This window comes from Pseudoxanthobacter soli DSM 19599 (assembly GCF_900148505.1).
Classification (GTDB): domain Bacteria; phylum Pseudomonadota; class Alphaproteobacteria; order Rhizobiales; family Segnochrobactraceae; genus Pseudoxanthobacter; species Pseudoxanthobacter soli.
This window is the reverse complement of sequence record NZ_FRXO01000015.1, coordinates 23,495-46,112: the sequence shown is the minus strand read 5'-3', so window position 1 is coordinate 46,112 and position 22,618 is coordinate 23,495. Positions and strand designations below refer to the sequence as shown.

Sequence of the window (22,618 nt, the reverse complement as noted above, 5' to 3'; positions counted from 1 at the left end):
GGTCCGGCATCCGCCGCGCGATCCCGCGTGACGGCGCCGGGGCGGCCTATTCGGCCGGCACGGGCACCGGCTCGCCTTCTTCCACCTCGCGGCGGTGCGTCTGGCCCATCAGCACATAGGCCGTCGGCACCACGTAGAGCGTGAACAGGGTGCCGATGGCGAGGCCGGTGGCGATCACGAGGCCGAGATTGTAGCGCGAGGCCGCGCCGGCGCCGGTGGCGACGATCAGCGGAACGACGCCGAGCACCATGGCCGCCGTCGTCATCAGGATCGGCCGCAGCCGCAGCGTCGCCGCCTCGATGATGGCCTCCCGCTTCGACTTGCCGGCGAGTTGCAGCTCGTTGGCGACCTCCAGCATCAGGATGCCGTGCTTGCTGATCAGCCCCATCAGCGTGGTGAGCCCCACCTGGGTGTAGATGTTGATGCTGGCGCCGCCAATGCCGAGGCTGATGAACAGAAGCGCGCCGGCAAGCGACATCGGCACCGACAGCAGGATCACCACCGGATCGCGGAAGCTGTTGAACAGGGCGGCGAGGGACAGGAAGATCACGATCACCGCGAAGGCGAAGGTGGTGATGAAGCCGCCGCTTTCCTGCACGTATTGCCGCGAGGCGCCGCCGAAATCGAGGGTGTAGCCGACGGGCAGAGTCCGGCGGGCCAGATCCTGCAGCGCGGCGATGGCATCGCCCGTGGTGACGCCGGGAGCGACGACACCGGCGATGGTCGCGGCGTTCACCTGTTGGAAGTGGTTGAGGGATTCCGGGACGGTCTTGGTCTCCACGCGCGCCACCGTGGACAGGGGGACCATGGTCCCGTCCTTCAGGCGCATGTAATAGTTCAGGACCTGATCGGTATTGAGCCGCGCTTCCTGCTTCGCCTGCGGGATGACCTTGTAGGATCGCCCGTCCAGGCTGAAATAGTTCACATAGCCACCGCCGAGCATCGAGGACAGTGCGCCGCCCACGTCGCTCATGGAAAGGCCGAGGAGCGAGGTCTTCTCGCGGTCGATGACGATGGAAGCCTGCGGCTGGTCTATCTTCAGGTCGTTGTTGAGGAAGATGAACAGGCCGGTGTTCAGCGCCTCCTGCAGGAACTTGGTCGCCACCTCGTTGAGCTTGTCGAATCCGTCCGAGGTGCCGATGACGATCTGCATCGGCAGGCCGTTCGAACCCGGCAGGGGCGATTGCTGGAAGGCGACGATCTTCTGGCCGGCGACCTGGTTCAGCTCCTGCTGGATCATGGGCTGGAGGGTCTTGGTCGTCGCCTTGCGTTCGTCCCAGGGCTTCATCACCCAGCCGGCGATGCTGGTGCCGGTGCTTTCCACCTGGAACACCGTCTCGGTCTCCGGGTGCTTCTTGAAGATGTCGTAGGTCTGCGCGTCGTAGAGCAGCTTCTGCTGCAGCGTGGCGTTCGGGGCCGAAATGCTCTGGGCGAGGATGATGCCCTGATCCTCCTCCGGGGCGAGTTCGCTCTGGGCCGAGGTGTAGAACCAGTAGACGCTGCACAGCACCAGCGCGGCGAACACCACGGTGACGGGCTTGTAGTTGAGCGCGCCCCTGAGCGAGCGGGAATAGGCGCCGGTGACGGCGCCCATCACCCGGTCCACCGCCAGCACCATGCGGGATTCGAGATCGCCGCCGGCGTGGTCCACAGGCTTCAGCATGTTGGCCGACATCATCGGCGTCAGGGTGAGCGCGATCACGGCGGAGATGGTCACCGCGCCGACGAGCGTGAAGGCAAATTCCGTGAACAGCGCGCCGGTGAGCCCGCCTTGGAAGCCGATCGGCACATAGACGGCGATCAGCACCACCGTCATGGCGATGATGGGATTGGCGAGCTGCCGCGCCGAGGCGAAGGCGGCCTCGCGCGCCGTCATGCCCTCTTCCATGTGGTGGTTGACGCTTTCCACCACGATGATGGCGTCGTCGACCACGAGGCCGATGGCCAGCACCAGGGCGAGCAGCGTGAGCAGATTGATGCTGAAGCCGAACGCCAGCATCATCAGGAAGGTGCCGATCAGCGACAGCGGAATGGCGATGACGGGAATGAGCACCGACCGCCACGAGCCGAGGAAGGCGAATACCACCAGGGTGACGATGGCCAGCGCCTCCACCAGCGTGTGGATCACCTCGTCGATGGAGGAGTTCACGAACTCCGAGGAATCGTAGATGACGCCCATGGTGAGACCGGTCGGCAGCTGCGACTCGATCTCCGGCAGCACCGCCCGCACACCCTTGATGACGTCGAGCAGATTGGCGGTCGGGGCGATCTGGATGCCGATATAGACCGACTCATGGCCGTTGAACATCGTGGCGGAATCGTAGTCGTCGGCGCCGAGCGTGACGTTGGCGACGTCCTTCAGGCGCACGATGGCGCCGTTCTCTTCCTTGACGATGAGGTTCTTGAACTCCTCGACATTGTGCAGGCTGGTGGAGGCGGTGAGGTTCACCTGCACCATCTGGCCCTTGGTGTTGCCGAGGCTGGCGATATAGTCGTTGTTGCCGAGCGCGGTGGAGACCTCGGAGGCGGTCACGCCATAGGCCGCGAGGCGGATCGGGTCGAGCCACGCACGCATGGCGAAGGTCTTGCTGCCGAGCAGTTCGGCCGTCTGCACGCCCTGCACCGCCTGCAGCTTCGGCTGCACCACGCGGATCAGGTAATCGGTGATCTGGTTCGCCGCGATGGCCGTGCTGCGGAAGCCGATATACATCGAATCGATGGTCTGCCCCACCTTCACCGTCAGCACCGGCTGCTGCGTGCCGGACGGAAGCTGGTTCAGCACCGAATTGACCTTGGTGTTGATCTCGGTGAGGGCCTTGCCGGTATCGTAATTGAGCCGCAGGTTGACCGTGATCGTGCTGGTGCCGGTGGTGCTGGTGGAGGTCATGTAGTCGATGCCGTTCGCCTGGGCGATGGCATTCTCCAGCGGCGTGGTGATGAAGCCCGCCACCACGTCCGGATCGGCACCGGGATAGGTGGTGGTGACGGTCACGATGGCGTTCTGCGTGCGCGGATATTGCAGGATGGGCATGGAGGCCATCGCGCGCAGGCCGAGCACCAGGATCATCAGGCTGACCACGATCGCCAGCACCGGCCGGCGGATGAAGATATCCGTGAAGGACGACATGCGCGCCTCGCTCAGCGATCGACGATGGTGGGGGAGGGATCGTCCGTCGGCAGCACGGCGTTGTTCACGCTGACCTGCGATCCGTTGTGCAGTTTCATCTGGCCGGCGACGACGATCTGCTCGCCCGCCTTGATGCCGTCGGTGATGGCGATCTGGTCGCCCCGCGTCGCGCCGGTGGTGACGAACACCTGCCGCGCGGTCAGCCCCGTCGCCGATCCTTCCTTCTTCTCCACCACGAAGACGATGTCGCCGTAGGGATTGGCGGTCACCGCGGTCTGCGGCAGCGTCACCAGTTGGTCCGGCGTGCCGACGGAGATCTCGACGGTCGCGAACATGCCGGGGGTGAGGCGATGGTCGTCGTTCTTGAACTCGGCGCGCACCTGCACGTTGCGCGAGGCGACGTCGACCTTGGGGCTGATCGCCGTCACCGTGCCCTCGAATGCCTGGCCGGGATAGGTGTCCACCGTGGCCTTCACCGTCTGTCCCGTCCGCACCTCGGCGAGGGCCTGCTGCGGCAGGTAGAAATCGACGAAAATTGGGTTGAGCGACTGCAGCGTCACGATGGTCGTGCCCGCGCTCACATACTGGCCGAGATCCACGGAACGGATGCCGAGGCGGCCGGCGAAGGGGGCCTTCAGCGTCTTCTTGTCGACCACCGCCTGCTGTTCGGCGACCTCTGCCAGCGCCTTCTTGAGATTGGCGGTGTCGCTGTCGATGGTCGCCTGGCTCACGGCGTGGATCTTCAACTGCTCGCGGTCGCGGTTGAGGATGAGGGAGCTGACGTCGGCCGTCGCCTTCAGGGCGTCGAGGCTGGCGACCTCCTGGTCGTCGCGCAGCTTGAGCAGCACCTGACCCTCGGCGACCTCGTCGCCGGACTTGAAATTGATCTCAGCGACGGTGCCCGAGCTTTCGAGCGCCAGATCGGCGCCCGCTTCGGCGCGGACGCTGCCGACCGCCTTGATGCTGGACTGCCACGGCGTCAGGGTGGCAACGGCCGTGGCGACGGTCTGCGGCGGGTCGCGCAGCGACGCGAGCGCCTGCTTGATCATGGTCGCCTTGAAGGTCTGGAACCCGTAGAACGCCCCGAAGATCAGGGCGACGACGGCCAGCATGAGGATCATCCGCTTCTTCATCTGCCGTCTCTCCTTGCGGCTTCGGCACGGGGGCGTTGCGAGGGGGCGTCGCAGCCCGGTCAGTGGTCCCGTCAGGGGGGCCTGTCAGTGATCCTGGAGGTAGCCCGCGTTCGTGCGGGGTTCGGACTGCGCCGTCTGGTCCACGCGGTTCCACCAGCCGCCGCCCAGCGCCTGGAACAGCGCCGCGGTATCGTTGAAGCGCGCGGCCTGCGCCTTCACCCGTGCGACCACGGCCTGCTGGTAGTTCTGTTCGGCGGTGAGCACCGAGGGATAGGTCACCGCCCCGGCCAGATATTGCGTGCGCGAGATCGTCACGCTGTCCTGCGCGGCCTTCTCGTAGGCGAGCTGGGCCTTCAGCGTGCTGGCATCCGCCTCGATGGCGCGCAGGGCATCGGCCACGTCGCGGAAGGCGTTGATGACCGTGCTCTTGTATTGCGCGAACGACTGCTCGCGGGCGGCGATGGCGGCTTCCTTGTCGTGGAACAGCGTGCCGCCGTCGAACACCGTCTGGGCGAGGCTGCCGGCGGCGCTCCAGGCGACGGTGCCCGGGGAGAACAGCTTTTCGGGGGTGAGGCTGGCGCGCGCGTAGCTGCCGCTGAGCTGCACCTGCGGCAGCATGTTGGCGACGTTCACGCCCACTGTCGCGGTGGCCTGGTGCAGGCTCGCCTCGGCGGCGCCGATATCGGGGCGCTGGCGCACCAGAGCCGACGGCACGCTCACCGGCAGGTCGCGCGGCAGGGTCAGGCCGGAGAGATTGACGTGCTCGCCGTGGTCCTCGCTGGGCAGCCGGCCGAGATAGGCCATCAACTGGTTGCGCTGCTGGGCGAGCTGCTTCTGCAGCGGCGGCAGCGTCGCCTGGGTCTGGGCGAGATTGGACTGCTGCGACAGCACGTCGGACTGCGCCACCGCGCCGAGCTCGAACTGGCGCTGCACCAGCGTGAGCTGTTCCTGCTCCGATTTGATGATGTCGTTGGTCGCATCGATCTGCGCGCGCAGGGAGGCGTCGGTGATGGCGGCCGTCACCACGTTCGAGGTCAGGGTGAGATAGGTCGCTTCCAGCTGGAAGCGCTGGTAATCCGCCTGCGCGTTCAGCGCCTCGATTTCGCGCCGCGTGCCGCCCCAGACATCGAGCGCGTAGCTGACGCTGACCGAGGCGTTGAACAGGTTATAGGGGCCGGTATTGCCGTTCTGGCCCTGGCTCGCGAGTGCGGCGACCTCGCGGGTGGCGCTGCCATCCGCCGAAACCTGCGGGAACAGCGCGCCTTCCTCCGCCAGCGCCGTCTCGCGCGCTTCCCTCAGAGCGGCCTGGGCGGCCGCGATATCGGGATGATTGCGGATGGCTTCGGCCACGAAGGCGTCGATCTGCTTGCTGCGGAACACCCGCCACCATTCGCCCGGCAGATCGCGACCTGAGAGGAAGGCCTGGCTGGCGCCGCCGTGCACGTTCGCGGACACGGTCGGGCGCGGCGTGCCTTCGGGCAGATAGCCCATCACATTGGGCGCCGCGGGCGCTTCGAAGTTCGGTCCCACCATGCAGCCGCTCAGAAGGAGCAGGGAAGCCACGATGGTGCTTCCGCGCAGACAGGTGGCGGCCCGGGAAAGAGGGCGATGGTCTCGCATGATCGATGGCACCCGCAGGAATCCGCTCTGAACTAAACCGTTCAGTTTGATTATCGGGTAGGCCCGGCGAATGCGGAAGTCAATATGGACTAAACCGTTCAGTTCAGATAAATCGCAGCCATGTCAGAAAACGAGACGCAAACCGTTGCAGCCGGGAAAGACGCGACCGTCCTGCCGCCGAAAGCCCGGGAGTCGCTGAAGGCCGCCCGCGCGGTGTTCCTGAAGTCGGGGTACGACGGCGCCACGATGGAGGAGATCGCGCGCGTCGCCGCGATCTCCAAGGCGACGCTCTACGCGCATTTCCCCGGCAAGGCCGCGCTGTTCGAAGAGCTGATCCGCGTCGAATGCCGGGCGGTCAATGCCAGACTCTACGTGCCGGACCCGCAGAGCGCGTCGGTCGAGGCCGAGTTGCGGAGGGTGGCGGACAACTATCGGCGCATCTTCACCCAGCGCGAGGGGCTCGACCTCTTCCGCGTCCTGATTCCGGTCGCGCCGCGGTTCCCCCGTCTGGCGGAGGTGTTCTATGAGGAGGGCCCCGGCGGCTCGGTCCGCAAGATCGCGACCTATCTGGCCGCGCTCGACCGCGCGGGCCGTCTGCGCATCCCCGATCCCGACCTCGCCGCGCTCCAGCTTCTCGCCCTCATCTCGGAAGATTCCAGGCTCTCGGGCATGCTCGCGCTGCCGCCCTGGCCGGCAAGCGAGGCCGATCCCCTGATCGACTGCGGCATCGCGATGTTCCTCGCGTTCTACAAGCCCTGACCGCACGCGCGCACCGGGCTTCCGCGCCCGCGCGCCTCGGATTGCGCCGGCTTCACGCGGGCGGGGGCGCGCGGTGCCGTCCGCGCGCGAAAGATGCCCTGCAGATGCGCGAGGAACGCGCGCACGGCGGGATTGGAGCGGCGGCTTTGCGGCCAGAGCGCCGTGATGTTGTGCCGTTCGACCGCATAGGCGGACAGCACCGGCACCAGATCGCCGCGCGCCACATGAGGCGCCGCGATGAAGCTCGCGCTGATGCCGATGCCGCCACCGGCCACGAGCGCCGCGATCACCGCCTCGCTCGCATCCACCACGATGCCGGAGGCCGGCACCACCTCGATCTCGCGGTCGCCGACGCGGAACGGCCAGCGCATCACATGGCCGGTGCTCTGATAGCGGAAGCTGACGGTGTCGTGGGTCTCCAGTTCGTCGGGATGGGAGGGCGTGCCGCGCGCGGCGAGATAGGCGGGCGAGGCGAAACAGCAGAACAGGTGCGGCGCCAGCCGGCGCGACAGCAGCCGCGAGTCGCCGGGATCGCCGATCCGCACGGCGATATCGATGCCGTCCTCGACGATATCGACGAACCGGTCGCTCAGCCGAAGGTCGACCTCCACATCGGGATGGCGCGCGCGGAATGCCGGCAGGGCCGGGGCGATCACGTGGATGCCGATCGGCAGGGAGGCCGCGACCCGCAGCGTGCCCGAAGGCTCCGACCGGGCGGCCTTCGCCACCTGCTCGATCTCCTCCGCGGCCCGCAGCAGGGCGAGGGCGCGCTCGTGAAGGTCGCGCCCCTCGGGGGTCAGCGTCAGCGAGCGGGTGGTGCGGGTGAAGAGGGCTATGCCGAGGGTCTTCTCCAGCCGCTGGATGCTCTTGCTCACCGCCGAGGGTGAAATCGCCAGCGACCGGGCGGCGGCGGTGTAGCTGCCCATCGATCCGGCGCGCGCGAACGCGATCAGGCCGGTCAGTCGCTCAAGTGCAATCTGTTCCTTCATGGCATGACTAAAGCGAGTTCCGGCACGATTATCAAATCCAGCCTCTCGGGTCATATCTCCCGGACGATGATCTTCCGATGGAGCAGGCAATGACCAACAGCATGAAGGCCGTTCGGCTTCACGCCTTCGGCGGCCCCGAGGTGCTGCACTACGAGGATGCGCCGCGTCCCGTTCCCGCGCCGGGCGAGGTTCTGGTGCGCGCCCATGCGGCCGGCCTCAATCCGCCGGACTGGTATCTCCGCGACGGCTACCGCTCGCTTCCGCCCGAATGGCAGCCCTCTCCCGCCTTCCCGCTGATCCTGGGATCGGACGTGTCCGGCGTGGTCGAGACGGTCGGTCCGGGCGTGGCAGGCTTCGCGCCCGGCGACGACGTCTATGCGATGGTGCGCTTCCCGGCCGAAGCCATGGAAGGCAACAAGGCCTATGCCGAATATGTCGCCGTGCCGGCATCGGACCTCGCGCGGAAGCCGGCCGGCATCGATCATGTCCGTGCGGCGGGCGCGCCGATGTCGCTGCTCACGGCCTGGCAGTTCCTGATCGATCTCGGCCACGACGCGCCGAACCCGTTCCAGCCCCGGGCGCATGTTCCCCCGCCGCTCGACGGCAGAACGGTTCTGATCAACGGTGCGGGCGGCGGCGTCGGCCATCTCGCCGTGCAACTCGCCCGCTGGAAGGGCGCGCGCGTCATCGCCGTCGCGTCGGGCAAGAACGAGGCGCTGATGCGCGACCTCGGCGCGGACCGGTTCATCGACTACACGCAGGTCGCGGCGGACGAGATCGTGCGCGACGTGGATGTCGTGCTCGATACGGTGGGCGGCGCGGAGACCGGCCGCTTCCTCGCCACGCTGAAGCGCGGTGGCTTCCTCCTGCCGGTCTATCCGCTCGGCTTCGCCGGCCACGACGAGGCGGAAAAGCGCGGCATCACGATATCGACGACCCAGGTCCGCTCCAGCGGCGCGCAGCTCGCCGAAGCCGCCCGCCTGCTGGAGGACGGCACCGTCCGCGTCGTCGTCGACAGCACCTTTCCGCTGGCGGAGGCGGCGAGGGCGCACGAGCGGGCCGCACGCGGCGGCATCCAGGGCAAGATCGTCCTCACCGTCGCGTGACGCGGAACGCGAGGCGGCACGCCATGAGTGAAGCGATGACGGCCATTTCCCCCGGCATAAGGAGCGCCCGATGCTGATCGTCGCAGGCCATGTTCAGGTCGATCCAAGCGATCTGGACGCCTTCACCGCCGATATCGAGGCTCTCGCACGCCGCAGCCGGCAGCGCGACGGCAACCAGTTCTATGCCGTCGCAGTCGACGATCGCGATGCCGCGCGCCTCCTCGTCGTCGAGCGCTGGCGGGACCAGCCGTCGCTGGCCGCACACCTGCACGCGTCCGACACAAGTGAGTTCGTCGCCCGGTGGCAGGACCGGATGAGGGCGGACATTCTCAAATACGACGCGACCAATGGACGGCCCGTCATGGAGGATTGAGGGGGAGAAGCGAGACGGACGATGAAACGCCGTGCGCGACCATTCGCCGGACTGGCGTTCGCGTGGCTTTTCGGATCACAATCTGGCTGATGCCACCGGGAACGGACAGCGGCGCCATGGCCCTCGAGATCGAGCGGAAATTCCTCGTCAAGGACGATGCCTGGCGGAAGGAGGCGCGCAACCCGGTCGATATCCGGCAGGGCTATTTCGTCCGCACGCCGATGGTGGTCGCCCGCATCCGCATCGCCGGCGACAAGGCTTTCATCACCATCAAGGGCGCCGTGTCGGACCGGGTGCGTCACGAGTTCGAATACGAGGTGCCGCGCGCGGACGCCGAGCAGATGCTTGAGCTTTTCCCCTCCGAGCCGGTGATCGAGAAGGTCCGCCACGAGGTCGTCCACCACGGCGCGCTGTGGACCGTCGACGAATTCGGCGGCGCCAATGCCGGGCTCGTGCTGGTGGAGATCGAGCTTCGCCACCCCGACGATCACGTCGAGATGCCGGCGTGGCTCGGCACCGAGGTGACCGGCGATCCGCGATACCAGAACTCCAATCTGGTCACGCATCCGTTCCGTGAGTGGCAGACGGACAAGGCCGGCGGCTGAGCGGCCGTCCGCGCCACGTTCACGAAACGGAGGCGGGAAATCGCCGGCCGGTACATTGCGGTTTAAGTACCGTGCCGATAGCATCCGCGCGCTTCAACGGCTCGGCCATGCCGTCGAGTCGCTCCCTGATCGAGGAACGTTCCGGATGACCGACACCAAGCCCGCTTCCTCCGCGCTTTCCGCCAAGCCGATGTCCGTTCGGATCGGCTACGGCGCGGCCGGCATCGGCAATCTCTACGAGGCGGTTCCCGAGGCCGTCGCGGACGCGACGCTGGAGGAGGCCTATGCCGCCGGCATCCGCTACTTCGACACCGCGCCGCTCTATGGCAGCGGCCTCAGCGAAATCCGGGTCGGCCGCTTCCTGCGTCAGGTGCCGCGCGACAGCTTCCTGCTCTCCACCAAGGTCGGCCGCTATTTCGTGCCGCCCTATGGCGAGGCGTTCAAGGGCACCGGCTACTTCGCGCCGCTGCCGCTGAAGCCGGTGATCGATTACGGCTACGACGCGACGTTCCGCTCGCTGGAGCAGTCGTTCGCCCGCCTCGGCGTCTCGCGCATCGACATCCTCTATATCCACGACATCGACCGCCGGAATCAGGGCGAGGCGTTCGACCTGAACTATCGCACCGCGGTGGAGGGCTGCTATCGCGCGCTCGACGAGCTGCGCCGCGCGGGCCAGGTCGGCGCCATCGGCATCGGCGTCAACGAATCCGAAGTGGCGTCGAGCTTCATCCGCGACGCCGACCTCGACATCGTCATGCTGGCTGGCCGCTATTCGCTGCTCGACCAGGAGGCGCTGGCCGATTTCCTGCCCGAAGCCAGCAAGCGCAATGTCGATGTCGTGGCGGTGGGCGTGTTCAATTCGGGCATTCTCGCCAAGGGCGCGCGGCCGGGTGCCAAGTTCGATTATGGCGACGCACCGGCCGAGATCATCGAGCAGACGCTGAAGCTGAACGCGGTGTGCGACGCATTCGGCATCCCGATCCAGGCGGCGGCGGTGCAGTTCGCCTTCGGCCATCCGGCGGTGAAGAGCGTCGTGCTCGGCATGGCCAAGCCCGAGCGCATCCGCCAGAACCTCGCATGGTTCGAGACGCCGATCCCGGCCGCGTTCTGGCAGCGCCTGAAGTCCGACGGACTGCTCGGTGCCGACGTCCCGACCCCGGCCTGAACGGCGGGGCGCGTGTTTCCGGCCGGGTGAAGCGATCCGGCCGGGCGATTTTCGATAGTCTTCCTAAACTTCAGGCGGCGGCCGGCAGCAGCCTGCCGCCGTCGAGCTTCAGCACGCGGTCGACCGCGCCGTGCGGCAGGTGGGCGTGCGTCACCATCACCACGGTCCGGCCCTGCGTCGCCGTCGCGAGATCGGCGAGGAAGCCGCTTTCGGTCTCGTGGTCGAGGCTCGAGGTCGGCTCGTCGAGCACGATGACCGGGGCCGGCGACAGCAGCGCGCGTGCGAGGCAGAGCCTGCGGGCCTGCCCGACCGAAAGCGTACGGCCGGCTTCGCCGAGCCAGGTATCGAGCCCCGAGGGCAGGCTGCGCACGAAGCCCTCGAGCCGGGCGGCGGCGAGCGCGCGGAAGCAGGCGGCATCGTCCGCCGCGGGATCGCCGATCAGCAGATTGTCGCGCACGCTGCCGAGAAACACCGGGGTATCCTGCGACATCAGCGCGATGCGGCGGTGAAGCTCCGCCTGCGCGACGTCGCGGATGTCGGCGCCGCCGATGCGGATCGCGCCAGCCTGCGGATCGTCGAGGCGCAGCAGGAGGTTGACGAGGGTCGACTTGCCGATGCCGCTCGGCCCGACGATCGCCACCCTTTCGCCGGGGGATACCGTCAGCGACACGCCGTCGAGCACCGGGCGGGCGGGATCGTAGGCGAAGCGCACGTCGTCGAACACGATGGCGCCGTCGGGAAGCGCGGCCGGGCGCTGCGGATCGCGCACGACCGGCTTCGCCTCCGTCAGCGCGGCGAGGCGTGCGGCGGCGGCCATCGCCGCGCCGACGCGGCTCGCGCCGCGCGCGGCCGGTCCGGCGGCCTCGAAGATCGCGAAGCCGGCGAGCAGCCAGCCGACGAGGACCGGCCCGGACAGCGCCCCTTCGCCGGCACCGAGGCCGGTGAGGCCGAACCACAGCACGCCCGTCAGCACCACCCCGGCGACCACCTGCACGGCGAGCGCGCCGTCGGCACCGGCCCGGATCTGGCCGAGCCGCGCGGCCGAGAGCGCGGCGCTGGCGGCGCGCACGCGCTCCCGCGCCTCATCGAGCGCGCCGAGCGCGGCAAGGTCGGTGTGGCCGTCGAGCCCGTCGAGCACCGCGGCGCGCACCTCGGCGGACGCCGCGACGACCGCGCGGCCCGGCTTGCGGCCCCGCCGCACCGTCACGAGCGGCACCACGATCGCGACGATCACCACGCCGCAGGCGACGACCAGTGCCGCCGCGGGAATCGCCCCCGCCATCAGCGCCGCGACGGCGAGGCCGAGCAGCAGCACCGTCAGCGCCGGCGTGATCGCCGTCAGGAACAGGGTATCGAGCGCGTCGACATCGGCGGTGAGCCGCGAGACGATGTCGCCGGAGGTCCAGTCGCGGCCGCGGGTCAGGAACGGGGCGAGCGGGATCAGCGCCCGGAACACGAACGCGCGCAGGTCGGCGAGCAGGCCGAGGGTGGCGTCATGGCCGACCAGCCGCTCGCCGTAGCGCGCCACGATGCGCAGCAGCGACAGGCCGCGCACCATGGCGGAGGGGCCGAGAAAATTGAACATCGAGCCGGCGCCGGCCAGCGCGCAGGCGGTGATGAACCAGCCGGAAACACCGAGCAGGCCGATGCCGGCGGCAAGCGTGACCGCCGCCAGAACGAGTGCGAGCGCGAGGCGGCCGGCTCGGCGGGCGAACGGCTTGCGAAAGGCGAGGAGGGCGTGCATCGGGGTCTCCTTCACGCCTGGCCGTCGGCGGCGGCGGTGCCGTCGCGGCGGCCGCGGCGGTGGGGAACGGGCAGGAGGCCGCCGCCGGCGATGCGGAAGATGCGGTCCATGCGCTGGGCGACGGCCGGGGAATGCGTCGCCACCACGAGGGTGCGCCCCCGCGCGAACGCCACGACGGCATCGAGAACGCGCCGCTCCGTCTCGCCGTCGAGATGGGCGGTCGGCTCGTCGAGCAGGATCACGGAGGGGTCGCGCAGGAAGAGGCGCGCGAGCGCCACCCGCTGGGCCTCGCCCCCCGAGACGCCGTGGCCGCGTTCGCCGACGAATGTGGCGAGCCCGTCCGGCAGGCTGTCGGCGAAGGCGGAGACGCCCGCGAGCCGCGCGGCCTCGGCGACGGCGGCATCGTCCGCCTCCCGCCGCCCGAGGCGGATATTGTCCGCGAGGGTGCCGCGGAACAGATGCGGCCGTTGGCCCAGCACCGCCATCGTCGCCCGCAGTTCCGCCTCGTCGATGTCGGCGAGCGCGCGACCGCCGAGGCGGATGTCGCCCTCGAACGCGCGCAGCCGGCACAGCGCCTCGATCAGGGTCGACTTGCCGATGCCGCTTTCGCCGATGATCGCGACGTGCTCGCCGGGCGCGATGGCGAGGTCGACGCCGTCGAGCAGCATCCGCGCGTCGTCCGGCGTCGCAAGCCGCAGGCGGCCGATGTCGAGGCCGAGCGCAGCCGTCGGGCGGGCGGCGGCCGGGGCCGGTGCGCTCTCGGGTTCGGCTCCGACCGCCGGCAGCGAATCGAACGCCGCGCCGATCTCGTTGACGGCGGCGAGCGCGTTGGCGCGGTCGTGATAATGCGCGGCCAGCACCCGCAGCGGCAGATAGACCTCCGGTGCCATCACCAGGCAGAACAGGCCGATCTGCAGCGTCAGCGGCAGCGACCAGATGCTGATGAGATCGAGATAGGTGAGGCCGATATAGAGCGCGACGCCGGCCACCCCGAGCGCGGCGAAGAATTCAAGCACCGCCGAGGACAGGAACGCGATCCGCATCACCGCCAGCGTGCGCTGGTGCAGGTCGTCGCTGGCGGCCTTCACGGCGTCGGCCTCCGCTTCGGCGCGGCCGTAGAGCTTCAGCGTGGCGATGCCGCGCACCCGGTCGGCGAAGAAGCCGGAAAGCCGGGCGAACGCATTGAGGTGACGGCGGCTCGCGGCTTCCGCGCCCCAGCCGACGAGCGCCATGAACAGCGGGATCATCGGCGCGGACACGAAGAACAGCAGCCCGGCGATGGGTTCGAACGGCATCACCGTCACCGCAAAGGCGATCGGCAGCACGGCGGCGGCGATCATCGCCGGCAGGAAGCGCGAGAAGAAGCCGTCGATGGCCTCGACCTGCTCCATCAGCACCGAGGCCATGGCACCGGAGGCGCGCCCGCGCACCCAGGCCGGCGGCGCCGCCATCAGATGGGAGAACAGGGATCGCCGCAGCAGCGCCTTGATGCGCTCCGCCGCCACGGCCCCGGCCTCCTCGCCGACGCGCCCGATCAGCCCGCGGCCGATGATGATCAGCGCGAACGCGATCACCCCGGGCAGAAGGTCCCTGGCCGGGGCGTGTCCCGAGATCGCGCGGTCCAGCACGTGGGCGAGCAGGAAGGCCTGGAACACGACCAGCACGCCGGCCACGAGCGGCGCGGCGATGGCGATCATCAGCGGCCCGCGGGCATGGCCCTGCAGGCCGCGAAGCCAGCGCGACTCGGCGCGGCCGGGCTTGCGCGGCAGCGCCGCGGCTTCCGCCGCCTCGCCCACGGCCGAATCGACCGGCGACGGCTCGCGCGCCTGCCCGACGTCATCCGCCCCCGCTCCGGCGCCGCTTCTGCCGTTTCCGGGCCTGTCGTTTCCCGGCGCCATGGCGATTCCTTTTCCGTCGGTCGGTCTCACCCCGAAAGCTCCGGCATCAGCTCCGGCTTCGGGGCACGGGCTGCATTCAAGCGCAATGTAGGCGGGCGGGCGCGCGCATTCTCCCGCCCCGCGTCAATACGTCCAACTTCAAGAATGGGGGCGCCCGGCGTGCCTTGACGCGGATCAAGGTTCCCGGGGCGGCGTGGGCGTTAGGTCCGCTCTGGAGGTCCTCTCAAGTGGAGAGGGCCGTATTCTGTGTGGGGGCACGCAGGCGCTGCCTGCCGGCGGGCACCACGGCGACCGGACCCAGCGAGGCAAGACCGATGATCGATTTCACCGTCGTCGATCTTTCGCGGCTGCAGTTTGCGGCAACCGCGTTATATCACTTTCTATTCGTCCCCCTGACGCTCGGCCTTTCCTTCATGCTGGCGATCATGGAGAGCGTCTACGTCATGACCAACCGCCCGATCTGGCGGCAGATGACGATGTTCTGGGGCACGCTCTTCGGCATCAACTTCGCGATGGGTGTCGCCACCGGCATCGTCATGGAGTTCCAGTTCGGCACGAACTGGTCTTTCTACAGCCACTATGTCGGCGACATCTTCGGCGCTCCGCTCGCCATCGAAGGCCTGATGGCCTTCTTCCTGGAAGCGACCTTCGTCGGCATGTTCTTCTTCGGCTGGGACCGGCTTTCCAAGGTGGGCCATCTGGTCGTCACCTGGCTGGTCGCCTTCGGCGCCAACTTCTCGGCCCTCTGGATCCTGATCGCCAACGGCTGGATGCAGAACCCGACCGGCGCGGTGTTCAATCCCGACACCATGCGCATGGAAGTCTCCGACTTCGCCGCGGTGCTGTTCAACCCGGTCGCCCAGGCGAAGTTCGTGCACACCGTTTCGGCCGGCTACGTCACCGGCGCGATGTTCGTGCTGTCGATCAGCGCGTTCTACCTCCTGCGCAACCGTCACACCGCGCTCGCCAAGCGCTCCATCGCGGTCGCGGCGAGCTTCGGCCTTGCCTCCGCGCTGTCGGTGGTCGTGCTGGGTGACGAGAGCGGCTATCTCGCGACCGAGCATCAGAAGATGAAGGTCGCCGCCATGGAGGCGATGTGGGAGACCGAGTCCGCGCCGGCGAGCTTCGAGCTCTTCACCATCCCGGACCAGGCGACGCACACCAACGCCTTCGAGGTGCGCATCCCCTACGTGCTCGGCCTGCTGACCACCCGCTCGCTGACGACGCCGCTGCTCGGCATCAACGATCTCGTCGAGCGTGCCGCCGGTCAGATCCGCAACGGCGTGGTGGCCTACGAGTCGCTGCAGACCATCCGCAAGAACCCGACCGATGCTGAGGCGCGGGCCAAGTTCGACCAGACCTGGCGCAGCCTCGGCTACGGCCTCCTGCTCAAGCAGTACCGGCCGGACATCGAGAACGCGACCGACGAGCAGGTCGCCGCGGCGGCCGAAAGCACCGTGCCGAACGTGATCGCGCTGTTCTTCTCGTTCCGCACCATGGTGGCGCTCGGCTTCTACTTCATCGCCTTCTTCGCGGTCGCGTTCTGGATCGCCTCGCGCAACAAGATCGGCGAAAACCGCCTGTTCCTGCACGTGGCGCTGTGGAGCCTGCCGCTGCCGTGGGTCGCGATCGAATTCGGCTGGCTCATCGCCGAATATGGCCGCCAGCCCTGGATCATCGAAGGCGTGCTGCCGACCTTCTATGCGACCTCGGGCCTGACGGTGCTCGATCTGGCCCTCAGCCTCACGATGTTCGTGGCGATCTACTCGACGCTCGCGATCATCGAGGTCTGGCTGATGATCAAGACCATCGGTCACGGACCGAAGCCGCTGCACCTTCCCATGGACGAGCCGATTGCGCCGGGGGCTGCCTTCAGGCCCGCCAGCGCGGTCGCCAGCCGCTCCTGATCTGCAAGGACCAATCCCATGGACCAGCTCATTCCTCTCGACTACCAGACCTTGCGGATCATCTGGTGGCTTCTGCTCGGCGTCCTCCTGATCGGGTTCGCGATCATGGACGGCTTCGATCTCGGAACGGCGGCGCTGCTGCCGTTCGTCGGCAGGACCGACGACGAACGCCGGGTGGTGATCAACACCATCGGCCCGGTGTGGGAAGGCAACCAGGTGTGGCTCATCCTCGGCGGCGGCGCGATCTTCGCCGCCTGGCCGGCGCTCTACGCGGTGTCGTTCTCGGGCTTCTATCTCGCGATGATGGTGATCCTGCTCGCCCTCATCCTCCGGCCCGTGGGCTTCAAGTTCCGCGGCAAGATCGAGAACCCGGCGTGGCGCTCGCTGTGGGACTGGGCGCTGTTCATCGGCGGCTTCGTGCCGGCGCTGATCTTTGGCGTCGCGGTCGGCAACGTGCTGCTCGGCGTGCCGTTCTCGCTGGATGAGACCCTGCGGCCGGCCTATCACGGCACGTTCTTCGGCCTGCTTACGCCGTTCGCGCTGCTCGGCGGTCTCGTCAGCGTGGCGATGCTCGTCACCCATGGCGCGACGCTGCTGGTCTGGAAGACCGACGGCACCGTGGCGGCGCGGGCGCGCAGCTACGGCATCATCGCCGCGCTGGCGACGGTGGTGCTGTTCGCGGTCGGCGGCTACTGGGTGGCCAACCACCTCGGCGCCTATGTGGTGACGAGCGTGCAGAACCCGCTCGGGCCCTCGAACCCGCTCGGCAAGACGGTCTCGGCCAACACCGGCACCTGGCTCGCCAACTATGCCGCCCATCCGTGGATGATCACCGCTCCGGTGCTGGGCTTCGCCGGCTTCGTGATCGCGGCGCTCTGCCTCGCCGCCCGCATCCGGCCGCTCGCCTTCCTCGGCTCGGCCGTCGGCATCCTCGGCATCATCTCGACGGCCGGTCTCTCGCTGTTCCCGTTCCTGCTGCCGTCTTCGGTCGATCCGAACGCCAGCCTGACGGTGTGGGACGCCTCGTCGAGCCACCTGACGCTGTGGATCATGCTGATCACGACCGTGATCTTCCTGCCGATCATCCTGGTCTACACCGCGTGGGTCTACCGGGTGATGCGCGGCACGGTCTCGACCACCACCATCGACCGCAACCCCAACGCCTACTGACACGGAGCAAAGCAGCCATGTGGTACTTCTCCTGGATCCTCGGCCTCGGGCTCGCCTGCTCCTTCGCGATCCTGAACGCGATGTGGTACGAGATGCGCAACGACACCGAAGGCAAGGCCTGATTTCGCCTCGCCACCCAGTCTGACCACAGGCACCCCGGAACAGCCGTTCCGGGGTGCCTTCGTTTTGGGGCGTTACATACTTCGCGAGCCACGCGTGAATCGGGTATTCTGCTCTGAGGCAACCTTTAGGATGCTCGCCATGTGGACAGAGTTGGCGTGTTCAGCGTTGAGAAGCGGCAAGTGCCTTGAGTTGCGCTACGATGGCTATTCTCGGGTTGTCGAGGTTCACACCGTTGGGGAGACGACTGCCGGCAACCTCGCAATGAGCGTCTGGCAGGTACGCGGTGGCAGCAATAGCAACGAGCGTATCGGTTGGAAGACAATGCGCCTCGACGAGGCCTACTCTGCTGCCGTGCTTGACGAAAAATCCGACGCGCCCCGGAATGGCTATGTCCGCAACGCGAAACCGTTCCGGCGCATAATCTGCCAGTTGTAAGCGGCCACAATCAGCCGCGTCTGAGCGCGTCATTCTCATCGATAGCGAGTTCACGGGCGGCTCAGCGGCGGCCGGGGCCGGAGCCGGCGCGCACGACGCTGCGGATCGTAAAGCTCGACTGGATGCGCGCGATGCCGGGCAGGCGCGAAAGCTGCTCGCGGTGAACCCGCTCATAGTCGGCGACGCTCGCTGCCTCCACCCTCAGCACATAATCGGCGATGCCGGTCATCAGGTAGCACTCCCGCACGTCCGGGCAGCGGCGCACGCCGGCCTCGAAGCGGTCGAGATAATCCTCGGTCTGCCGGTCGAGGGTGATGTGGACATAGACGACGGTGACGTCCGCCTCGTCCGGCAGGTCGACGATGGCGGTGTAGCCGCGGATCACGCCGCTCGTTTCGAGCGCGTGCAGCCGCCTGAGGCAGGCCGATTGCGACAGCCCGACCGCCTCGGCGAGCCGCGCGTTGCTCAGCCGGCCGTCGCTGCGCAAGAGCGCGATGATGCGTTCGTCGATGGCGTCGAGCACGGCCATGCAGCTTTCCTCCATTTTCCCGCATGATATGCGGAAATAATCTTGCAGATGGCAATTTCATGCGCAGATCGCAATGAAATTGCGTCGTCCTTCTGCCATCCTTGTGGCTGGCACGGATGCGGGCGTTCGGGTTTCCGACGGTGCCGACCGGACGGGGCGTTGGCCGCCGGCGGGAAAATCGGGTCTGGTTTCAAAAGCTTCGATGCGTTCGGCCCGGCCGTCGTGGTCCGGGTCGCAGGCGCTTCACGGAGGAGAGGTCGGATGGTGTCCCTGTCGCAAGTCGCCGTGGCGAACGCCATTCCGTGGCCCACCGCCGAACATGCCGGTGCGTGGCTCACCGTCGACCTTTCGGCGATCCGCGACAATTATCTCGCCCTCCAGGCGCGTGCGTCCGGCGCGGCCTGCGCCGCCGTCGTGAAGGCGGACGCCTACGGCCTCGGCGCCGACCGTGTGGCGCCGGTGCTCGCCGCCGCCGGATGCCGGCACTTCTTCGTCGCCCATCTCGAGGAAGGGCTGCGGTTGCGGCCCCACCTGCCTTCGTCCGCCGCGATCTATGTGCTGAACGGGCTGATGCCGGATGCCGAGGCCGAGTGCGCCGAGGCGGGCGTGACGCCGGTGCTGAACGACCTGCGGCAGGTCGAGGCCTGGGCCGCCTATGCCCGCCGCCACGGCCGGGCGCTGCCGGGCGTCATTCAGATCGATACCGGCATGTCGCGGCTCGGCCTGCCGCTCGCGGAAATCGAGGCGCTGGCCGACACGCCTGCGACGCTCGCCGGCATCGAACTCAAGGCCGTCATGAGCCATCTCGCCTGCGGCGACGAGCCGGAGCATCCGGCCAATGCCGAGCAGCTCGCGGCGTTCGAGGCCCGCCGCCGGCTGCTGCCCGCGGCGCCGGCCTGCTTCGCCAATTCGGCGGGCATCCATCTCGGCCCTGCCTATCATTTCGACATGGTGCGGCCGGGTGCGGCGCTCTACGGGCTGGCCCCGGTTCCGGGCCTCCCGAATCCCATGAAGCCGGTGGTGCGGCTCGACGGCCGGGTCATCCAGGTGCGCGACATCGCGCCGGGATGCGCGGTCGGCTACGGCTACAGCTTCCGCGCCGACCGGCCGATGCGCATCGCGACCCTCGCCGTCGGCTACGCGGACGGCTGGCTGCGCAGCCATTCCAACACCGGGTCGGCCTATTTCGAGGGGATCGCGCTGCCGTTCGTCGGGCGCATCTCGATGGATTCCGCGACGCTCGACGCCTCCGCGGTGCCGCCCGGCCGGCTGTTCGATGGCGCCCCGGTGGAACTCATCGGGCCGCACCAGTCGGTCGACGACGTGGCCGCCGCCGCCCACACCATCGGCTACGAAATCCTCACCGGCCTCGGTTCGCGCTATCACCGCCGCTATATCGGCTGAGCGGCGTGGCGAACTGGTCGGATAATTGCAACGCGGCGCCCGGACGGGCGCCGTCCCGTTCTGGACTGGAGTTTGATCATGAAGGTCGTTGTCCTCGGCGCGGGGGTCGTCGGTGTCACGTCCGCCTATTATCTCGCCCGGGCGGGGCACGAGGTCGAGGTCGTCGACCGCCAGCCGGGCGTGGCGATGGAGACGAGCTTCGGCAATGCGGGCGAGGTCTCGCCGGGCTATGCCTCGCCGTGGGCGGCGCCGGGCATTCCGCAGAAGGCGCTGAAGTGGCTGTTCCACAAGCATGGCCCGCTGGTCATCCGCCCGCAGCTCGACCCGCACATGTATGCGTGGCTGTTCCGGATGCTGATGAACTGCACCCACACGGCCTATGCCGTGAACAAGGGGCGCATGGTGGCGCTGGCGGAATATAGCCGCGACTGCCTCAAGGCGCTGCGGCAGGCGACCAACATCCATTACGACGAGCGCGAGCTCGGCACCCTGCAATTGTTCCGCACCCAGCAGGAGCTCGACCACGCCGCCGAGGACATCGCGGTGCTCCGGCAGTACGGCGTGCCCTATGAGCTGCTCGACCGGGCGGGCTGCATCGCGGCCGAGCCGGCGCTCGCGCGCGCCCGCGCCGATTTCGTCGGCGGTCTGCGGCTGCCGAACGACGAGACCGGCGACTGCCAGATGTTCACCGAGCGGCTGGCGCCGATGGCCGAGGCGCTCGGCGTGAAGTTCCATTTCAACACCACCATCCGCCGCATCCGCGCGGACGGCGGCCGGATCACCGGCATCGAGACCGATGGTGGCACCATCACCGGCGACACCTATCTGGTCGCGCTCGCGTCGTTCGCGCCGCAACTGCTGCGGCCGCTCGGCATCGACGCGCCGATCTATCCCGTGAAGGGCTATTCGCTGACGCTGCCGATCGTCGATCCGGAGGGCGCGCCGGTCTCCACCGTGCTCGACGACCTCTACAAGGTGGCGATCACGCGCCTCGGCGACCGCATCCGCATCGGCGGCATGGCGGAACTCTCCGGCTACAAGCGCGTGCTGCTCAAGGAACGGCGCGAGACGCTCGAACTCTCCATCAACGACCTGTTCCCGACCGGCGGCCGCATGACCGACGAGTTCTTCTGGACGGGCCTCAGGCCGATGACGCCGGATTCGACCCCCATCGTCGGCCCGACGCGCTATCCGAACCTCTATGTCAATGCCGGCCACGGCACGCTCGGCTGGACCATGTCGTGCGGCTCCGCGCAGGTGATCGCCGACCTGATTTCCGGCCGCAAGCCGGAGATCGCGGCGGACGATCTCGCCATCTCGCGCTACGGCCGCTGAAAGGTTTCGCACTGCAACAATCGTGGGATTTACGGGGCCGCAAGATAGGACCATAGTGGCGTCAGACGCCGGTGCATCCGATCCGATGCCGCTGGACCATGCCCGGCGCGGGTGGCTCGAGAGAGGATGAGGCTGGCCGTGCGCCGGCCGGACGGCCGGAGACGGGCGTCCGCCGGGCGAGAGCCAGCCGCTCCGGAACGCGGAAGGGGCTCGGATGGCGCGATCTGACGGCGGTTCCAGGAAGACGGGCAGGTCCGGCAGGGCGGTCGCGGCATCGCCCAAAGCTGCATCGCCCAAAGCTGCGTCGCCCAAAGCTGCGTCGCCCAAAGCTGCGTCGCCCAAGGCGCCATCCCGCAACGCCGCATCTCCCAAGGCAGCATCTCCCAAGGCAGCATCTCCCAAGGCGGGGTCCTCCAAGGCCGGGTCCTCCGGGTCGGGTGCCGCGTCCGCGCCCGCCGCGACGAGAAAGCCCGTCCGTCCGCCCGCCGAAAGCCTCGCCCAGCGTGCCGCCCGCGTGATCGGCACGTCGATCGTGCGGGGCGAGTACCTGCCCGGCGAGACCCTGCCGGTCGAAAGCGAAATCTGCCTGGCGCTCGGCGTCGGCCGCAACATCCTGCGCGAGGCGGTGAAGATCCTCGCCGGCAAGGGCATGATCCGCACCGTCCGCCGCGCGGGCACGCTGGTGCTGCCGCGCGCCTCGTGGAGCGTGCTCGACGCCGATCTCGTGAAATGGTCGCTCGCCGACGACGACCTGCGCGGCCCGCTCGCCGCCGACCTCCTCGCGCTCCGGGCGACGGTGCTGCCCGATGCCGCCGCGCTCGCGGCGCGCCGGCCGGCCGCCGCGTCGGTCGAGCGCCTGTCGGCTGCGGTCGCGGCGTTCGAGGCCGCGGGAAGCGACCGCGCCGAGTCCGTCACCGCCGAGAACCGCATCGCCGCGGAACTGCTGACGGGCAGCGGCAACCAGGCCTTCGCCGGCCTTGTCGCGGCCCTCGGCCTCGCCCTCTCGGCGGCCGCGCCGCCGCGCCGCCGCGCCGCCGCCGCCTCCTACCGCGCCGCCGCCGACGCCATCGCCGCCCGCGACCCCGCCGCCGCGTCGGCTGCGGTGGCTGCGGCCATCGGCGTCAAGCGCGCGGGGGCCTGAGCGGCGTGCCGGCCAGCGAGACGCACGTCATCGGGGCTTCCGGTGACGTGCGGCG

19 protein-coding genes are annotated in these 22,618 nt (G+C 68.5%); 12 read left to right on the top strand and 7 right to left on the bottom strand.

Annotation, left to right across the window (positions count from 1 at the left end):
- Positions 1–46: 46 nt before the first annotated feature.
- The 3 genes from BUF17_RS20990 to BUF17_RS20980 all read right to left on the bottom strand — a co-directional run bounded on the left by BUF17_RS20990 (position 47) and on the right by BUF17_RS20980 (position 5,880).
- A complete protein-coding gene (locus BUF17_RS20990; protein ID WP_073632453.1) occupies positions 47–3,127 on the bottom strand; it encodes an efflux RND transporter permease subunit in 3,081 nt (1,026 codons plus the stop codon).
- 11 nt (positions 3,128–3,138) lie between these two features.
- Positions 3,139–4,260, bottom strand: a complete 1,122-nt coding sequence (locus BUF17_RS20985; protein WP_073632451.1) for an efflux RND transporter periplasmic adaptor subunit — start codon at positions 4,258–4,260, stop codon at positions 3,139–3,141.
- Between the two features lie 84 nt (positions 4,261–4,344).
- Positions 4,345–5,880 carry an efflux transporter outer membrane subunit gene (locus BUF17_RS20980; protein ID WP_073632449.1) on the bottom strand — a complete coding sequence of 512 codons (1,536 nt, stop codon included), beginning with the start codon at positions 5,878–5,880 and terminating at the stop codon, positions 4,345–4,347.
- 120 nt (positions 5,881–6,000) lie between these two features.
- Here BUF17_RS20980 and BUF17_RS20975 point away from each other — a divergent pair, with 120 nt between their 5' ends.
- Positions 6,001–6,639: a TetR/AcrR family transcriptional regulator gene (locus BUF17_RS20975; protein ID WP_073632446.1), complete on the top strand. Its 639-nt coding sequence runs from the start codon at positions 6,001–6,003 to the stop codon at positions 6,637–6,639.
- Here BUF17_RS20975 and BUF17_RS20970 read toward each other — a convergent pair.
- On the bottom strand, positions 6,627–7,628 hold the full coding sequence (locus tag BUF17_RS20970) for a LysR family transcriptional regulator (protein WP_073632443.1): 1,002 nt from the start codon (positions 7,626–7,628) through the stop codon (positions 6,627–6,629). The genes BUF17_RS20975 and BUF17_RS20970 overlap by 13 nt on opposite strands.
- A gap of 89 nt (positions 7,629–7,717) precedes the next feature.
- Between BUF17_RS20970 and BUF17_RS20965 the strand changes: the two genes are divergently transcribed.
- The 4 genes from BUF17_RS20965 (at position 7,718) to BUF17_RS20950 (ending at position 10,877) form a co-directional block, all read left to right on the top strand.
- Entirely contained in the window at positions 7,718–8,734 is a 1,017-nt protein-coding gene (locus tag BUF17_RS20965; RefSeq protein ID WP_073632441.1) for an NADP-dependent oxidoreductase, read from the top strand.
- A 70-nt stretch (positions 8,735–8,804) separates the two neighbouring features.
- Positions 8,805–9,107, top strand: a complete 303-nt coding sequence (locus tag BUF17_RS20960; RefSeq protein WP_073632439.1) for a putative quinol monooxygenase — start codon at positions 8,805–8,807, stop codon at positions 9,105–9,107.
- Between the two features lie 116 nt (positions 9,108–9,223).
- On the top strand, positions 9,224–9,712 hold the full coding sequence (locus tag BUF17_RS20955; RefSeq protein WP_073632437.1) for a CYTH domain-containing protein: 489 nt from the start codon (positions 9,224–9,226) through the stop codon (positions 9,710–9,712).
- Between the two features lie 145 nt (positions 9,713–9,857).
- Positions 9,858–10,877 (top strand): aldo/keto reductase, encoded by a 1,020-nt coding sequence (locus tag BUF17_RS20950; RefSeq protein ID WP_084565062.1) that lies wholly within the window; start codon positions 9,858–9,860, stop codon positions 10,875–10,877.
- 70 nt (positions 10,878–10,947) lie between these two features.
- Here BUF17_RS20950 and cydC read toward each other — a convergent pair whose 3' ends face one another.
- Both cydC and cydD read right to left on the bottom strand, forming a co-directional pair.
- The gene (gene cydC / locus BUF17_RS20945) at positions 10,948–12,621 is read right to left on the bottom strand and encodes a thiol reductant ABC exporter subunit CydC (protein WP_073632435.1); all 1,674 of its coding nucleotides are present in this window, start codon (positions 12,619–12,621) and stop codon (positions 10,948–10,950) included.
- Positions 12,622–12,632: 11 nt separating this feature from the next.
- A complete protein-coding gene (cydD, locus tag BUF17_RS20940; RefSeq protein WP_084565060.1) occupies positions 12,633–14,519 on the bottom strand; it encodes a thiol reductant ABC exporter subunit CydD in 1,887 nt (628 codons plus the stop codon).
- A gap of 314 nt (positions 14,520–14,833) precedes the next feature.
- Here cydD and BUF17_RS20935 point away from each other — a divergent pair, with 314 nt between their 5' ends.
- The 4 genes from BUF17_RS20935 to BUF17_RS20920 all read left to right on the top strand — a co-directional run bounded on the left by BUF17_RS20935 (position 14,834) and on the right by BUF17_RS20920 (position 18,154).
- A complete protein-coding gene (locus BUF17_RS20935; RefSeq protein WP_073632432.1) occupies positions 14,834–16,426 on the top strand; it encodes a cytochrome ubiquinol oxidase subunit I in 1,593 nt (530 codons plus the stop codon).
- 18 nt (positions 16,427–16,444) lie between these two features.
- The gene (gene cydB, locus BUF17_RS20930) at positions 16,445–17,596 is read left to right on the top strand and encodes a cytochrome d ubiquinol oxidase subunit II (RefSeq protein ID WP_073632429.1); all 1,152 of its coding nucleotides are present in this window, start codon (positions 16,445–16,447) and stop codon (positions 17,594–17,596) included.
- A 17-nt stretch (positions 17,597–17,613) separates the two neighbouring features.
- A complete protein-coding gene (gene cydX / locus BUF17_RS20925; protein WP_073632427.1) occupies positions 17,614–17,718 on the top strand; it encodes a cytochrome bd-I oxidase subunit CydX in 105 nt (34 codons plus the stop codon).
- Between the two features lie 139 nt (positions 17,719–17,857).
- A complete protein-coding gene (locus BUF17_RS20920; protein WP_073632545.1) occupies positions 17,858–18,154 on the top strand; it encodes a hypothetical protein in 297 nt (98 codons plus the stop codon).
- Positions 18,155–18,215: 61 nt separating this feature from the next.
- Here BUF17_RS20920 and BUF17_RS20915 read toward each other — a convergent pair whose 3' ends face one another.
- Positions 18,216–18,683, bottom strand: coding sequence for an Lrp/AsnC family transcriptional regulator (locus BUF17_RS20915; protein ID WP_073632425.1), 468 nt, complete (start codon positions 18,681–18,683; stop codon positions 18,216–18,218).
- Between the two features lie 261 nt (positions 18,684–18,944).
- Here BUF17_RS20915 and alr point away from each other — a divergent pair, with 261 nt between their 5' ends.
- From alr to BUF17_RS20900, 3 genes are all read left to right on the top strand, one after another.
- Positions 18,945–20,087, top strand: coding sequence for an alanine racemase (gene alr / locus BUF17_RS20910; RefSeq protein WP_073632423.1), 1,143 nt, complete (start codon positions 18,945–18,947; stop codon positions 20,085–20,087).
- Positions 20,088–20,165: 78 nt separating this feature from the next.
- Complete coding sequence (locus tag BUF17_RS20905; protein ID WP_073632422.1) at positions 20,166–21,422, top strand: D-amino acid dehydrogenase; 1,257 nt, start codon at positions 20,166–20,168, stop codon at positions 21,420–21,422.
- Positions 21,423–21,636: 214 nt separating this feature from the next.
- Entirely contained in the window at positions 21,637–22,563 is a 927-nt protein-coding gene (locus BUF17_RS20900; RefSeq protein WP_084565059.1) for a FadR/GntR family transcriptional regulator, read from the top strand.
- Positions 22,564–22,618 lie beyond the last annotated feature (55 nt).

What these genes read in the sequence shown, in the direction of transcription:
- BUF17_RS20990 (WP_073632453.1), bottom strand. Translation starts at nt 3,127, where the DNA reads ATGTCGTCCTTCACGGATATCTTCATCCGCCGGCCGGTGCTGGCGATC.
- BUF17_RS20985 (WP_073632451.1), bottom strand. Translation starts at nt 4,260, where the DNA reads ATGAAGAAGCGGATGATCCTCATGCTGGCCGTCGTCGCCCTGATCTTC.
- BUF17_RS20980 (WP_073632449.1), bottom strand. Translation starts at nt 5,880, where the DNA reads ATGCGAGACCATCGCCCTCTTTCCCGGGCCGCCACCTGTCTGCGCGGA.
- BUF17_RS20975 (WP_073632446.1), top strand. Translation starts at nt 6,001, where the DNA reads ATGTCAGAAAACGAGACGCAAACCGTTGCAGCCGGGAAAGACGCGACC.
- BUF17_RS20970 (WP_073632443.1), bottom strand. Translation starts at nt 7,628, where the DNA reads ATGAAGGAACAGATTGCACTTGAGCGACTGACCGGCCTGATCGCGTTC.
- BUF17_RS20965 (WP_073632441.1), top strand. Translation starts at nt 7,718, where the DNA reads ATGACCAACAGCATGAAGGCCGTTCGGCTTCACGCCTTCGGCGGCCCC.
- BUF17_RS20960 (WP_073632439.1), top strand. Translation starts at nt 8,805, where the DNA reads ATGCTGATCGTCGCAGGCCATGTTCAGGTCGATCCAAGCGATCTGGAC.
- BUF17_RS20955 (WP_073632437.1), top strand. Translation starts at nt 9,224, where the DNA reads ATGGCCCTCGAGATCGAGCGGAAATTCCTCGTCAAGGACGATGCCTGG.
- BUF17_RS20950 (WP_084565062.1), top strand. Translation starts at nt 9,858, where the DNA reads ATGACCGACACCAAGCCCGCTTCCTCCGCGCTTTCCGCCAAGCCGATG.
- cydC (WP_073632435.1), bottom strand. Translation starts at nt 12,621, where the DNA reads ATGCACGCCCTCCTCGCCTTTCGCAAGCCGTTCGCCCGCCGAGCCGGC.
- cydD (WP_084565060.1), bottom strand. Translation starts at nt 14,519, where the DNA reads ATGGCGCCGGGAAACGACAGGCCCGGAAACGGCAGAAGCGGCGCCGGA.
- BUF17_RS20935 (WP_073632432.1), top strand. Translation starts at nt 14,834, where the DNA reads ATGATCGATTTCACCGTCGTCGATCTTTCGCGGCTGCAGTTTGCGGCA.
- cydB (WP_073632429.1), top strand. Translation starts at nt 16,445, where the DNA reads ATGGACCAGCTCATTCCTCTCGACTACCAGACCTTGCGGATCATCTGG.
- cydX (WP_073632427.1), top strand. Translation starts at nt 17,614, where the DNA reads ATGTGGTACTTCTCCTGGATCCTCGGCCTCGGGCTCGCCTGCTCCTTC.
- BUF17_RS20920 (WP_073632545.1), top strand. Translation starts at nt 17,858, where the DNA reads ATGTGGACAGAGTTGGCGTGTTCAGCGTTGAGAAGCGGCAAGTGCCTT.
- BUF17_RS20915 (WP_073632425.1), bottom strand. Translation starts at nt 18,683, where the DNA reads ATGGCCGTGCTCGACGCCATCGACGAACGCATCATCGCGCTCTTGCGC.
- alr (WP_073632423.1), top strand. Translation starts at nt 18,945, where the DNA reads ATGGTGTCCCTGTCGCAAGTCGCCGTGGCGAACGCCATTCCGTGGCCC.
- BUF17_RS20905 (WP_073632422.1), top strand. Translation starts at nt 20,166, where the DNA reads ATGAAGGTCGTTGTCCTCGGCGCGGGGGTCGTCGGTGTCACGTCCGCC.
- BUF17_RS20900 (WP_084565059.1), top strand. Translation starts at nt 21,637, where the DNA reads ATGGCGCGATCTGACGGCGGTTCCAGGAAGACGGGCAGGTCCGGCAGG.